We start from the raw sequence: 13,620 nt of genomic DNA on the forward strand, positions 1-13,620 counted from the left end.
CACGAATGATTTCAGTGGGATTGCCACCCTGTGACCCCACTCCCATGCAGCGTTAGCCTGTGCTGTCCATACTTACCTTCATTGCCACTGAAGGAGGGACACAACATGAACTGGCAAACGCATACGGTTTTTAATCAGCCTGTGCCACTTTCCAACAGCAATCTTTTCCTCTCGGATTGCGCATTGCGTGAAGCGGTAAACCGCGAAGGGGCGGAGTGGGACATGGAGCTGCTCGCCAGCATCGGCCAGCAGTTGGGTACGGCAGAATCCCTGGAGCTGGGCAGGCTGGCGAACGTCAATCCGCCGGAGCTTCTGCGCTATGACGCCACGGGCGAACGGCTGGATGATGTGCGTTTTCACCCTGCCTGGCATTTACTGATGCAGGGGCTATGCGCCAACCGGGTTCACAACCTGGCGTGGGAAGAGGACGCGCGCAAAGGCTCGTTCGTCGCCAGGGCGGCACGCTTTATCCTCCATGCTCAGGTAGAAGCGGGCACGCTTTGCCCCGTCACCATGACCTTCGCCGCCACGCCGTTGCTCCAGCAGGCACTGCCCAAAATTTTTCGTGACTGGCTCACGCCTTTGCTCAGCGATCGCTATGACCCGCATCTCGCGCCCGGAGGACAAAAACGTGGGGTGTTGATTGGTATGGGGATGACCGAAAAACAGGGTGGATCGGATGTGCTCAGCAATACCACCAAAGCGGAAAAATGCAGTGACGGCAGTTACCGGCTGGTGGGCCACAAATGGTTTTTCTCGGTGCCACAAAGTGACGCACACCTGGTGCTGGCCCAGGCGAAAGGGGGGTTATCCTGCTTTTTTGTCCCGCGCTTTTTACCTGACGGGCAGCGCAACGCCGTACGTCTGGAGCGGCTGAAAGATAAGCTGGGCAACCGTTCCAATGCCAGCAGCGAAGTGGAGTTTCAGGACGCCGCCGGCTGGCTTTTGGGGGAGGAGGGCGAAGGTATTCGACAAATCCTCAGGATGGGCGGCATGACGCGCTTCGACTGCGCGCTTGGCAGCCACGGCCTGATGCGCCGGGCGTTATCTGTGGCGCTGTACCATGCCCATCAGCGACAGACATTTGGTAAGAACCTTATCGATCAGCCTTTAATGCGCGATGTACTGAGCCGGATGGCGCTGGTGCTTGAGGGGCAAACCGCGCTGCTGTTTCGCCTTGCCCGTGCCTGGGACTCGCGGGAAGACGTGCAGGAAGCGGCCTGGGCGCGGCTTTTCACCCCGGCGGCAAAATATGGCGTGTGCAAAGCCGGTATCCCGTTTGTGGCAGAGGCGATGGAGGTGCTGGGCGGGATTGGCTATTGCGAAGAGAGCGAACTTCCACGCCTGTACCGGGAAATGCCGGTGAACAGCATCTGGGAAGGCTCGGGCAACATCATGTGCCTGGATGTTCTGCGGGTACTGACAAAGCAGCCCGGTATTCTCGAGCTGCTCACCGACGATTTTGCTCAGGTAAAAGGGCAGGATCGGCATTTTGATCGTAGCTGGCGTCAGCTTCAGCAAAAACTGCGTAAACCTCAGGAGGCGCAGGGCAGGGAGATCACGCAACAGCTCTTTTTGCTGGGCGCCGGAAGCCAGATGCTGCGGCACGCATCACCGCCGGTCGCGCAGGCGTGGTGCCGCATGATGCTTGATACCCGTGGTGGCTCACTTCTGAGCGAACAGGTACAAAATGACCTGCTGCTGCGTGCCACGGGCAGGGTAGGTTAGTCTTTTAACTGGAACAGGCTGACCAGTTGGGTGAGGTGTGAGCCTTTCTCACGCAGCGTTTGTGCGGTTTGCTCGCTGCGTGAAACACGGTCGGCGTTGATATGTGAAGCTTCGCCAATGTGCGTCATGGCAAGGTTAACCTGATGGATCCCCGCCGACTGCTCGTGGGAAGCGTGGTTAATCTCCGTGACCAGCTGGCTGATGTTATCGATATGAAGGATGATGGCATCCATCGCCAGACGCGTCTGTTCAGACAGCGCGTGGCCTTCGCTCACTTTATTCAGCGTGTCGCCAATCAGCTGCTCAATCTCTTTCACCGCATTGGCGCTACGTGCCGCCAGGGCGCGAACTTCTTGCGCCACCACGGCGAAACCTTTGCCATGTTCCCCGGCGCGTGCAGCCTCAACCGCCGCATTGAGCGCCAGAATATTGGTCTGAAATGCAATAGACTCAATCACGCGCGTGATGTCTTCGATACGTTTCGAGGCGTCGCGAATATCATCCATGGTAGCTACCGCGTGGGTGACCGTCTTGCCGCCCTGATGCACGGCCTGTGAGGTTTCGCCCACCAGTTGCTGTGTTTGCTCCATATTGGCGGCATTTTGCTGCACGGTCGCGGCCAGTTGCTCCATGCTGGCAGAGGTCTCTTCCACGCTGCTGGCCTGTTTGTTGATCTGCTCTGAGATCTCTCCGCTATCCGAAGCCAGGGCGTTTGTGCCCATGTGGATCTCGCCCGCGGCTTCCCGAACCTGAAGAACGATTTTTTGTAATCCTGCGCCGATCCCGTTAATGGCGGTGATCAACTGGCCCACTTCATCACGACGGGTAACGGGCAGGTTGGCGCGGAGGTCACCGGCGGCATATTGGCGCGCCAGGTGGATAACGTCGCGCAGCGGACGCGTCAGCATCCTGCGAATGATAAGGACAAACAGGCCCGCGAAGAGCGCGGATAACACCACACCCGCCAGCAGGAAGCGGTCACGTAACGTAGTCACGCTGGCGAGAAGTACCGATTTATCCACTTCACCCACAATGGTCCAGTTCCAGCCAGGCATCGGCGTCCAGGCCATTTTTAAGGTGCGGCCATCATCGCTTTCGCGCTCCAGCGTGCCGGATTTATCGCTCATCAACTGCTGCTGGATTGCGTTGCTCCACTCAGGTAACTGGCCCTCTTCGCTGGAATGGAACAGGAATTGCCCGTGTGTTTTTCCGCTGCTGCGATCCAGAACAAAGAAATGGCCGCTCTCACCCAGACGGCGGTTGAGGATTTTCTCGCGCATGACGTTCCAGGAGTGGGTGATATCCACGCCGACGAACATGATGGCAATTACCTGGCCATCGCTGTTTTTAACGGGCTGATATTGGGTGATGTAGCGTTTGCCGAACAACAATGACAGGCCGCGATACACTTCCCCCTTGCTGACGGCGGCGAAGGCCGGGCTTGCCGTGTCCAGCACGGTGCCGATGGCCCGATCGCCGTTCTCCTTGCGCAGTGAGGTGGCGACGCGGATAAAGTCGTTACCGCTGCGCACAAACAGGGTTGAGATAGCCCCTGTACGGCTCAGGAAATCATCTGAAAGACTATTGTTTTCATGGAGTTCCGTTTCACCGCCTTTCAGCAGGGGGACGTTCATCCCATTGATTGTGCGATTCTGGCTGTTATCGATGTTAAGCGGCTGAGGTAAAAAGGTGCTGAACAGCCGGGTATAACTTTCGACCTCTTCGCTCAGGCTGGTGTTAAACATCTGAACCATATCAACCATGCCGGTGGACTGGTTGTGCAGGTCTTCGACTGCAAGGGCTTCAAGTTGCTGGCTGGTTTTATGGCTAAGCAGAAAAGTAAAGAACAGGAAAAGAATAGCGACACTCACGCCGGTAAGCAGCGATAGCTTAGTGCCCAGACCCGCACGGCGGAAAAAACTGATCATAAATTGCTCATTATTGAAAAGGTATGGCTCTTCAACGGCAGGGCAGAGATAACATTTATCTCCTTAATGTAACGAAATGTTATTCAATTGTTTTTGAAAGGTTTATTAAAGGATAAAATATTTGCAAAAACGAAAAGCCACTAAAAATAAGTGGCTTTTATCTGGAGGGATTACACATAGAGAATGGCCTGTACCCGCCACTGATCGACATGGTTATCTTCCTGCATCTGGATGATGCGATACCAGGAAGCACCCTGTTCATCTGCTTTTAATGCAACTACACGTTCAACGTCTTGCGGGCTCCCCGAAATGTTATTCACGGAGATCTGGCCAATTTCATTGAGGCCAGTAACACAATCAGCACTGGCGAATTCAGCTGACTGCGCAGTCGTGCTCACAAGGCCTGCAGAGAGCAACAGAGAGGTCAAAGCAAGAGTTCGTTTCATCGTCAGCTCCATTTCACATGTCTCCGGTATCCGCCGGGCACTCCTTCGCAAATAAACTCACTTCCATTGTTGCGGGCATGGAGTTTATTGTGGACAGGAAAATGTCTATGGACGCAAAGCAGTGTAAATGTCGTTCAAATGAAGCCCATTACTTACGGTACAAAATCGCCTGTGAGTACCACTGTCCCGTAATGATGGTTTCATCAACCATGATGATGACGTAATAATCTGCTTTTGCAGCGACGGCCTGGGCTTTTATTGCGGCTTGCGCATCATCCGGCGAACCGCGAACAAGCGCGGAAACAGTACCCATTCGTTGTAATCCTTCCGTCTGATTACGACGAATTTCCTGCGGGTGATCGGCAACCGGGGGAGCGGGCTGTGGCGTGCCTTGCAGCGCGCTACAGCCACTAAGCAGTGACACCAGCAATAAAGCAGCAAACCTGCGCATAACCATATCTCGTTTCCTGATAGCCATAGTGTAGTTGTCTGTAAATTTAGTTTTGGGGGAATGTTCCCGAAGTGTTATCTGGGGCGTAAATTTCGAATGAAAATGTCGTGAAAGCGTAACCCAGTTCTCAACATTATGAATCATTCAATTGCAAAGGATCGACAATGATAGAACTTGAAACACAACGACTCGGTGACCACGAAATCTTACATGCTTTTCCGGCGGGAAAAGGTCAGCAACCGTTGCCCGTTGTGGTTTTTTATCATGGCTTTACTTCATCTAAGCTGGTTTACAGCTACTTTGCAGTCGCGCTGGCACAGGCGGGTTTTCGTGTGGTAATGCCAGATGCCCCCGATCACGGAGCCCGCTTTACGGGTGACGAACAGGCTCGTCTTGGGCAGTTCTGGCAAATTCTTCACGGCAGCCTTACCGAGTTCGCCGCGCTGCGCGATGCCTTGCATCAGGCGGGGCTGGTGGCGGATAACCGCCTGGCGGTGGCTGGGGCCTCAATGGGGGGCATGACGGCTCTTGGGATCATGACCCGTCATCCAGAGGTGAAATCTGTGGCCTGCCTGATGGGATCCGGGTATTTCACTTCCCTCTCGCAGACGCTGTTCCCACCCCGCGAGCAGGATGATGTTGAGGCTGTGATGGCGCCACTGGCGCAATGGGAGGTAACCCATGCATTGCCAGTGCTGGCGAGCAGGCCGCTATTCCTGTGGCACGGCGAAGCAGACGACATTGTGCCTGCGGTTGAAACCTTCCGCTTGCAGCAGGCACTCAAAAGCGAAGGGCTGGACGGGAAGTTAACCTGCCAGTGGGAAGCCGGAGTGCGGCACCGCATTACGCCAGCCGCGCTGGATGCCACGGTCGCGTTTTTCCGTAAGCACCTTTAAACACGCAGAATTGTGACGCCCTGATCTTCCAGCTTCTGGAGGATCACGGGATCGGCATTTTTCCCGGTGATGACCATGTCAATTTGCTCTGCCCGGCTGAACAGCATTCCGGCGCGCTCACCCACTTTGCTGCTGTCGACCAGCACAACAAGCTTGCCCACCACGTTAAGCATGTTTTGCTCGGCCATCGCCGTCAGCATATCGGTTTTATACAGGCCTTCAGCGGTAAGGCCCTTGCCGCTGGTAAACATCCAGTGTCCGGCGTAGAGGCTGTTTTCGCTGTCCTGTGGACTTAGGGTGATGGACTGGCTCTTGTTGTACTGACCGCCCATGATCACTACGCTCTCGTGCTCCTGGTCGATCAGATAGTTGGCCAGCGGCAGATAATTAGTGATGATCTGCACCGGTTTCCCGCACATCTCCCGCCCCAGCAGAAACGCCGTCGAGCCACAGTTGATCACCACGCTCTCGCCGGGATTCACCAGCTGCGAAGCAGCTCTGGCGATACGTACCTTTTCATCGTGATTCAGCGCCTGATGGATGTTCATCGGCGTCCAGCGTGGGCGCTGCTGGCTAATGGCTTCCGCACCGTTGCGGACTTTTTTCAGTTTGCCACTTTCATCCAGCTTGTTGATGTCCCGTCGGGCCGTTGCCGGAGAAATGCCTAATCGTTCGATCACTTTCTCAACGGTTATAAACCCTGTTTGCGCCAGGAGTTCCAGTAAAATTTGATGTCTTTGCGCTTCCGTCATGAGCTATTCCGATAAGAATTGATTTGAAAAGATGATATTTGAAATAGCGTGAAATTACTAAAATAAATATGACATCGCCAGACACAAGGTCTGGCGATATGACTTCACAATCAGAGGAAGGACTTGAACGGCAGGTCAGGCTCAATGGTGAAGCAATCATCGAAACCTCGTGGGTAGTGATATTCCAGATTATCTTTGTCCAGTGGCCAGGTGAACTTGCCGCCGACCTGCCAGATGAACGGTTTGAAGCCGTATTTCAGGCGGTCTTTTTTCATCTCCCACAGCACGCGGATTTCCTGCGGGTCTGCCTGGAAGTTTGACCAGATATCATGGTGGAACGGAATAACCACTTTGGTGTTCAGCGCTTCCGCCATGCGCAGCATATCGGCGCTGGTCATTTTGTCGGTGATACCGCGCGGGTTTTCACCGTAGGAACCCAGCGCGACATCGATTTGGTGCTCGTTGCCGTGCTTCGCGTAGTAGTTGGAGTAGTGGGAATCACCGCTGTGATAGAGGGAACCGCCAGGGGTTTTAAACAGGTAGTTCACCGCGCGCTCGTCCATACCATCCGGCAATACGCCAGCCGCTTTCTGGTCAGCAGGCAGGGTAATCAGGGCAGTACGGTCAAACGCATCCAGCGCATGGATCTCAATGTCCTTAATTTTCACCACGTCACCCGGCTTCATCACGATGCAGCGCTCTTTTGGCACACCCCAGCCGATCCACAGATCCACGCAGGTCTGCGGCCCAATGAACGGCACATCGTCCGCGCAGTTTTGCATCACCGCAGCAGCCACGTTCACGTCGATATGATCGTTGTGATCGTGGGTAGAGAGGACGGCGTCGATCTGACGAATCGCAAACGGATCGAGCACAAACGGCGTAGTGCGCAGGTTCGGCTGCAGTTTTTCCACGCCCGCCATGCGCTGCATCTGATGACCTTTTTTCATCAGCGGGTTGCCGTGGCTCTGTTTACCGGTGCCGCACCAGAAATCGACGCAAATATTCGCACCACCCTCTGATTTCAGCCAGATCCCGGTACAGCCCAGCCACCACATTGCAAATGTGCCAGGAGCAACCTGTTCCTGCTCGATCTCTTCATTCAGCCAGCTGCCCCATTCAGGGAAGGTGCTCAGAATCCATGATTCACGGGTGATGGTGTTCACTTTACTCATCGTTTTGACTCCTGGTTTAATCAAAAGTAATCACGTTATGATTTGTTGTGATTGATGCTGGCATCATTTGACGCGTTTTGCAATGGTGAAAATGGTGAATTTTATCTGTTCGACTTCACGGATTATCCGCTTTTTACTTGTTAGACTATCCGGTATTAATCATTAATTACATGAATTATAAAGATTAATTTATTCTTCATGTACGGTAGTGAAAATCATTACTAACACCATGGAAATAATTTGCGTGATACGTCACAAATAATCAAATACAATCTTGTGGTGATTATTTGTGATTACTAGAGTGATGGCACCAACCGCACAGGGATTACCCCTCGTGTTCTCATTTCTGGAGAGAGTTATGGAGATCCTCTACAACGTCTTTACCGTATTTTTTAATCAGGTAATGACTAACGCGCCGCTGTTGCTGGGTATCGTGACGTGCCTGGGCTACATCCTTCTGCGTAAAAGCGTGAGCGTTATTATCAAAGGCACCATTAAAACCATTATCGGTTTTATGTTGTTACAGGCGGGGTCCGGCATTTTAACGGGCACATTTAAGCCGGTGGTCGCCAAAATGTCGGAAGTGTATGGCATCAATGGCGCCATCTCTGACACCTACGCCTCAATGATGGCCACCATCGATCGTATGGGTGATGCCTATAGCTGGGTGGGGTACGCCGTGTTGCTCGCGCTGGCGCTGAACATTATCTATGTTCTGCTGCGGCGTATAACCGGCATTCGCACCATCATGCTTACCGGCCATATTATGTTCCAGCAGGCCGGGCTGATTGCCGTGTCCCTCTATATCTTCGGTTATCCGATGTGGACAACGATCATCTGCACCGCGATTCTGGTTTCGCTGTATTGGGGGATCACCTCCAATATGATGTACAAGCCAACGCAAGACGTGACCGATGGCTGCGGTTTTTCAATTGGTCACCAGCAGCAGTTCGCCTCCTGGATTGCCTATAAAGTCGCGCCATTCCTGGGGAAAAAAGAAGAGAGCGTCGAAGATCTGAAGCTCCCTGGCTGGCTGAATATTTTCCATGACAACATCGTCTCTACCGCGATTGTGATGACCATTTTCTTCGGTGCGATCCTGCTCTCTTTCGGCATCGATGTTGTCCAGGCAATGGCGGGCAAAACGCACTGGACGGTCTACATCCTGCAAACCGGCTTCTCGTTCGCGGTGGCGATTTTCATCATCACCCAGGGCGTGCGTATGTTCGTGGCGGAACTGTCAGAAGCCTTCAACGGTATCTCCCAACGCCTGATCCCTGGTGCTGTACTGGCGATTGACTGTGCCGCTATCTATAGCTTCGCGCCAAACGCTGTCGTCTGGGGCTTTATGTGGGGCACCATCGGCCAACTGATTGCGGTAGGCATTCTGGTGGGCTGCGGCTCTTCCATTCTCATCATTCCTGGCTTTATCCCAATGTTCTTCTCCAACGCCACCATCGGCGTGTTTGCTAACCACTTTGGCGGCTGGCGCGCGGCGCTCAAGATTTGCCTGGTAATGGGCATGATCGAAATCTTTGGCTGCGTGTGGGCGGTCAAACTCACGGGGATGAGCGCCTGGATGGGCATGGCGGACTGGTCAATTCTGGCACCGCCGATGATGCAAGGTTTCGCCTCTGTCGGGCTGGTATTTATGGCCGTCATCATCCTGATCGCCCTTGCTTATATGTTCTTCGCTGGCCGTTCGCTGCGGGCGGAAGAAGATGCGGAAAAACAAACAGCAGAAGTTTCTGCTCACTAAGGAGTTTCGATTATGACCGTACGTATCCTGGCTGTGTGTGGCAATGGGCAAGGTAGCTCCATGATCATGAAGATGAAAGTGGACCAGTTTTTAACCCAGTCAAACATCGACCACACGGTAAACAGCTGCGCGGTGGGGGAATACAAAAGTGAACTGAATGGCGCGGACATCATCATCGCCTCTACCCATATCGCCGGGGAAATTACTGTTTCAGGTAATAAATATGTGGTGGGCGTGCGCAACATGCTGTCGCCTGCGGATTTCGGCCCAAAACTGCTGGAAGTGATCAAAGAGCACTTCCCTCAAGACGTGAAGTAAGGACGAAACATGAAATTACGTGATTCGCTGGCAGAAAATAACTCCATCCTTTTGCAGGCGGAGGCCAGCACCTGGCAGGAGGCGGTGAAGCTGAGCGTGGATCTGCTGGTTAAGGCTGACGTTGTCGAGCCCCGTTACTACCAGGCCATTCTTGATGGCGTTGCGCAGCACGGCCCGTATTTCGTCATTGCACCAGGGCTGGCGATGCCGCATGGCCGCCCGGAAGAGGGCGTCAAAAAAACAGGTTTCGCGCTGGTGACATTAAAAGAGCCGCTGGTGTTCAACCATGAAGATAACGACCCGGTCGACATTCTGATCACCATGGCGGCCGTTGATGCCAACACCCATCAGGAAGTCGGCATCATGCAGATCGTCAACCTGTTTGATGATGAAGCCAATTTTGACCGTTTACGCGCCTGCCGCACCGCGCAGGACGTGCTGGATTTAATTGATAACGCCACTGCGGCGGCTGTTTAAGAGGGATTTGAAATGTCACTACCAATGTTGCAGGTTGCGCTGGATAACCAGACGTTGTCTCACGCTTATGAAACCACCCGCCTGATTGCGGAAGAGGTGGATATTATCGAAGTCGGCACGATTCTGTGCGTAGGTGAAGGCGTTCGCGCGGTTCGCGACCTGAAAGCGCTCTATCCACATAAAATCGTGCTGGCGGACGCGAAAATCGCCGATGCGGGAAAAATCCTCTCCCGCATGTGCTTTGAAGCTAACGCCGACTGGGTCACCGTTATCTGCTGTGCGGATATCAACACCGCCAAAGGTGCGCTGGATGTCGCAAAAGAGTTTAACGGCGACGTGCAGATTGAACTGACCGGCTTCTGGACCTGGGAGCAGGCGCAGGAGTGGCGCGATGCGGGCATTCAGCAGGTGGTTTATCACCGTAGCCGTGATGCGCAGGCGGCGGGTGTGGCCTGGGGCGAAGCGGATATCAGTGCCATCAAGCGTCTGGCGGATATGGGCTTCAAAGTCACCGTGACCGGTGGCCTGGCGCTGGAAGATTTGCCTCTGTTTAAAGGCATTCCAATCCATGTCTTTATTGCTGGTCGCAGCATTCGCGATGCAGCCTCTCCGGTGGAAGCCGCACGTCAGTTCAAGCGCTCAATTGCTCAGCTGTGGGGCTAAGGAGTGGGTATGTTGTCAAAACAGGTCCCGCTTGGCATTTATGAAAAGGCGCTCCCCGCGGGGGAGTGCTGGTCAGAACGACTGCAGCTTGCAAAGCAGCTGGGATTCGATTTTGTCGAAATGTCAGTAGACGAAACCGATGCGCGTCTCTCCCGGCTGGACTGGAGCCGCGAACAGCGCCTGGCGCTGGTGAATGCGGTGGCAGAAACCGGCGTGCGTGTACCCTCTATGTGCCTGAGCGCTCACCGTCGTTTTCCACTGGGAAGTGAAGACGATGCGGTACGCGCTCAGGGTCTGGACATCATGCGTAAAGCCATTCAGTTTGCCCAGGATGTGGGGATCCGCGTCATCCAGCTCGCCGGATACGATGTCTATTATCAGCAAGCCAATGATGAAACGCGCCGCCGCTTCCGCGATGGGCTGAAAGAGAGCGTTGAAATGGCCAGTCGTGCCCAGGTGACGCTGGCGATGGAAATCATGGACTATCCGCTGATGAACTCCATCAGCAAGGCGCTGGGTTACGCACACTACCTGAATAACCCCTGGTTCCAGCTTTACCCTGATATCGGCAACCTGTCGGCATGGGATAACGATGTACAGATGGAGTTGCAGGCGGGGATGGGGCATATCGTGGCGGTGCACGTCAAAGATACGCGTCCGGGGGTGTTCAAAAATGTTCCGTTCGGCACCGGGGTGGTGGATTTCGAACGGTGCTTCCAGACTCTCAAGCAGACCGGCTATTGCGGGCCCTATCTGATTGAGATGTGGAGTGAAACATCGGACGATCCGGCGGGTGAAGTGGCAAAAGCACGAGACTGGGTGCGCGAGCGCATGGCGCGGGCAGGGTTACTGGAGGCCGGGCATGAAGCAGCTTAAGCAGCAGGTCTTTGACGCCAATATGGATCTCCCGCGTTATGGCCTGGTGACATTCACCTGGGGCAACGTCAGTGCTATCGATCGTGAGCAAGGGCTTGTGGTGATTAAGCCAAGTGGTGTGGCCTACGACACCATGAAAGCTGACGATATGGTGGTCGTTGATCTTGAAGGGAATGTCGTCGAGGGCCGATGGCGGCCATCATCGGATACGGCTACTCATCTGGCGCTTTATCAGCGGTATCCGTCGCTGGGTGGTATCGTGCATACCCACTCAACACATGCTACCGCCTGGGCACAAGCAGGGTTGGCTATCCCGGCGTTGGGCACCACCCATGCAGACTATTTCTTCGGCGATATTCCTTGCACACGCGCGCTTACTCAGGCGGAAGTGGAAGGACAGTATGAGCTCAACACCGGACAGGTGATCATCGAAACACTCGGTGAGCGGGAACCGCTGCACACGCCTGGCATAGTGGTCTATCAGCACGGCCCATTCGCCTGGGGAAAAGACGCTCACGATGCCGTGCACAATGCGGTGGTGATGGAAGAAGTGGCGCGAATGGCCTGGATTGCCCGCGGGATTAACCCACAGCTTCAGGTTATTGATGATTATCTGATGAACAAGCACTTCATGCGTAAGCATGGTCCGGATGCCTATTACGGGCAGAAGTAAACATGCGCTCTGGAATACCGAAATCGTTGTAACCGGTGGTATTTCAGAGCCATCTGCAAAAAAAAGCCCCCGGGCAGGGGGCAAGTCAAACTATGGCTATGTTGTCTTTGTTGGCTTTCCTGGTGCTAGCGTTAAAGCGTTATCGGTAAATATCTGCACTTGCGTGCATGTTGCCGTTGCTGCCGGGCTCACGCATCAGAATGACGTGATAGTATTTTGCGCCCTGGGCATCGGTTTCTTCGTTAATTGCCTGATCTGCTTCACTTTCAGTGGCGAAATTATGATTGATGTAGATTACGCCTAAGCTTTGCACATCATCCATGTTTCTGGCCTGCCGGCCGTCTATCTTGATGGCTGCCATCGCGTTTGCACTAAGCAAAAGCGCAGCCATAATGGCGATTGCGATTTTTTTCATGATATGCGCTCCACGACTGCGTGCTGTGTGACGGTTTAAACATCTCCTTCTGCCTTCGGATGAACTCTGATTAAAGTTTAATCGCTTCTCTGGAGGGTATTGGTGACCATTTCTGATGCTGTTGTTCAAAAAAACAACGCTTCCTGATGTGATTAATTTTAAATCATCCACTTAGTCCAGCTTTGCGCTTTGTGCGAATTTTTTGTTCAATCAGCTTGAGTTTCCGGGGGCACACAAGTATTATGACGCGTCAATTTTTCAGCCGACCTTTAACACGTTCCTTGCCTCCCCGGGCCTCGGCTGACCCAGACAGGAGGCTGAATAATCCGTAAGGAGCAATTCGATGCGTCATTACGAAATCGTTTTTATGGTCCATCCTGACCAGAGCGAACAGGTTCCGGGTATGATCGAGCGCTACACTGGTGCAATCACTGCAGCAGCGGGCACGATCCACCGTCTGGAAGACTGGGGCCGCCGTCAGCTGGCTTACCCGATCAACAAACTGCACAAAGCTCACTACGTTCTGCTGAACGTTGAAGCTCCGCAGGAAGTGATCGATGAGCTGGAAACTAACTTCCGCTTCAACGATGCCGTTATCCGCAGCATGGTTATGCGTACTAAAAACGCAGTTACCGAAGCATCTCCGATGGTTAAAGCGAAAGACGAGCGCCGTGAGCGTCGCGATGATTTCGCAAACGAAACCGCAGATGATTCTGATGCTGGGGATTCTGAAGAGTAATTTCTGATGACCAACCGTCTGGTGTTGTCAGGCACTGTGTGCAGGACCCCCCTTCGAAAGGTCAGTCCATCAGGAATTCCGCATTGCCAGTTCGTGCTTGAGCATCGTTCTGTGCAAGAGGAAGCCGGGTTTCACCGGCAGGCGTGGTGCCAAATGCCCGTTATTATTAGCGGACACGAAAACCAGGCCATTACTCACAGTATAACGGTCGGTAGTGCAGTAATCGTTCAGGGGTTCATTTCTTGCCACAAGGCAAAGAACGGTCTGAGCAAAATGGTTCTGCATGCCGAGCAGATTGATTTGATAGATTCTGGAGACTAGCCA

General features: G+C 53.7%; 16 protein-coding genes. 10 read left to right on the forward strand and 6 right to left on the reverse strand.

The genetic code is table 11. The annotated features are described in order from the left end of the window. Positions 1-105 precede the first annotated feature (105 nt). Positions 106-1,728, forward strand: a complete 1,623-nt coding sequence (locus tag N1249_RS01980; protein ID WP_259834103.1) for an isovaleryl-CoA dehydrogenase — start codon at positions 106-108, stop codon at positions 1,726-1,728. Here the strand turns inward: N1249_RS01980 and N1249_RS01985 are convergent. The 3 genes from N1249_RS01985 to bsmA form a co-directional block, all read right to left on the reverse strand. Further along, positions 1,725-3,656: a methyl-accepting chemotaxis protein gene (locus N1249_RS01985; RefSeq protein WP_259834107.1), complete on the reverse strand. Its 1,932-nt coding sequence runs from the start codon at positions 3,654-3,656 to the stop codon at positions 1,725-1,727. The two genes, N1249_RS01980 and N1249_RS01985, sit on opposite strands and share 4 nt — an antisense overlap. Before the next feature lie 170 nt (positions 3,657-3,826). Continuing rightward, positions 3,827-4,114, reverse strand: a complete 288-nt coding sequence (gene yjfN / locus N1249_RS01990; RefSeq protein WP_014068625.1) for a DUF1471 family protease activator YjfN — start codon at positions 4,112-4,114, stop codon at positions 3,827-3,829. Between the two features lie 136 nt (positions 4,115-4,250). After that, positions 4,251-4,580, reverse strand: a complete 330-nt coding sequence (bsmA, locus tag N1249_RS01995) for a biofilm peroxide resistance protein BsmA (protein ID WP_014068626.1) — start codon at positions 4,578-4,580, stop codon at positions 4,251-4,253. Between the two features lie 137 nt (positions 4,581-4,717). Between bsmA and yjfP the strand changes: the two genes are divergently transcribed. Continuing rightward, positions 4,718-5,449, forward strand: coding sequence for an esterase (gene yjfP, locus N1249_RS02000; RefSeq protein WP_259834110.1), 732 nt, complete (start codon positions 4,718-4,720; stop codon positions 5,447-5,449). On the opposite strand, the gene ulaR is transcribed toward yjfP, so the two are convergent. Together ulaR and ulaG are read right to left on the reverse strand one after the other, a co-directional pair. Then, positions 5,446-6,201, reverse strand: a complete 756-nt coding sequence (gene ulaR, locus N1249_RS02005; RefSeq protein WP_259834112.1) for an HTH-type transcriptional regulator UlaR — start codon at positions 6,199-6,201, stop codon at positions 5,446-5,448. The two genes, yjfP and ulaR, sit on opposite strands and share 4 nt — an antisense overlap. Before the next feature lie 110 nt (positions 6,202-6,311). Further along, the gene (gene ulaG, locus N1249_RS02010; RefSeq protein WP_010427455.1) at positions 6,312-7,376 is read right to left on the reverse strand and encodes an L-ascorbate 6-phosphate lactonase; all 1,065 of its coding nucleotides are present in this window, start codon (positions 7,374-7,376) and stop codon (positions 6,312-6,314) included. A gap of 358 nt (positions 7,377-7,734) precedes the next feature. Between ulaG and ulaA the strand changes: the two genes are divergently transcribed. The 6 genes from ulaA to N1249_RS02040 are packed head-to-tail and all read left to right on the forward strand — an operon-like array spanning position 7,735 to position 12,142. Next, positions 7,735-9,135, forward strand: a complete 1,401-nt coding sequence (gene ulaA, locus N1249_RS02015) for a PTS ascorbate transporter subunit IIC (RefSeq protein WP_259834114.1) — start codon at positions 7,735-7,737, stop codon at positions 9,133-9,135. 12 nt (positions 9,136-9,147) lie between these two features. After that, a complete protein-coding gene (gene ulaB / locus N1249_RS02020; protein ID WP_259834116.1) occupies positions 9,148-9,453 on the forward strand; it encodes a PTS ascorbate transporter subunit IIB in 306 nt (101 codons plus the stop codon). Between the two features lie 9 nt (positions 9,454-9,462). Beyond that, on the forward strand, positions 9,463-9,930 hold the full coding sequence (gene ulaC, locus N1249_RS02025; RefSeq protein ID WP_259834118.1) for a PTS ascorbate transporter subunit IIA: 468 nt from the start codon (positions 9,463-9,465) through the stop codon (positions 9,928-9,930). 12 nt (positions 9,931-9,942) lie between these two features. Then, a complete protein-coding gene (gene ulaD / locus N1249_RS02030; protein WP_008502901.1) occupies positions 9,943-10,593 on the forward strand; it encodes a 3-keto-L-gulonate-6-phosphate decarboxylase UlaD in 651 nt (216 codons plus the stop codon). A 9-nt stretch (positions 10,594-10,602) separates the two neighbouring features. After that, positions 10,603-11,469: an L-ribulose-5-phosphate 3-epimerase gene (locus N1249_RS02035; RefSeq protein WP_259834119.1), complete on the forward strand. Its 867-nt coding sequence runs from the start codon at positions 10,603-10,605 to the stop codon at positions 11,467-11,469. Beyond that, positions 11,456-12,142 carry an L-ribulose-5-phosphate 4-epimerase gene (locus N1249_RS02040; protein ID WP_259834120.1) on the forward strand — a complete coding sequence of 229 codons (687 nt, stop codon included), beginning with the start codon at positions 11,456-11,458 and terminating at the stop codon, positions 12,140-12,142. Before N1249_RS02035 ends, N1249_RS02040 begins: the two co-directional genes overlap by 14 nt. A gap of 139 nt (positions 12,143-12,281) precedes the next feature. On the opposite strand, the gene yjfY is transcribed toward N1249_RS02040, so the two are convergent. After that, entirely contained in the window at positions 12,282-12,557 is a 276-nt protein-coding gene (yjfY, locus tag N1249_RS02045) for a DUF1471 family protein YjfY (RefSeq protein ID WP_014068636.1), read from the reverse strand. Positions 12,558-12,900: 343 nt separating this feature from the next. Between yjfY and rpsF the strand changes: the two genes are divergently transcribed. Further along, positions 12,901-13,296, forward strand: a complete 396-nt coding sequence (gene rpsF / locus N1249_RS02050; protein WP_182063393.1) for a 30S ribosomal protein S6 — start codon at positions 12,901-12,903, stop codon at positions 13,294-13,296. Between the two features lie 6 nt (positions 13,297-13,302). Continuing rightward, a complete protein-coding gene (priB, locus tag N1249_RS02055; protein ID WP_014068638.1) occupies positions 13,303-13,617 on the forward strand; it encodes a primosomal replication protein N in 315 nt (104 codons plus the stop codon). The last annotated feature ends 3 nt before the right edge of the window (positions 13,618-13,620 follow it).

The sequence above is a fragment of the Enterobacter sp. CP102 genome (genome assembly GCF_025152625.1).
GTDB lineage: Bacteria > Pseudomonadota > Gammaproteobacteria > Enterobacterales > Enterobacteriaceae > Enterobacter > Enterobacter soli.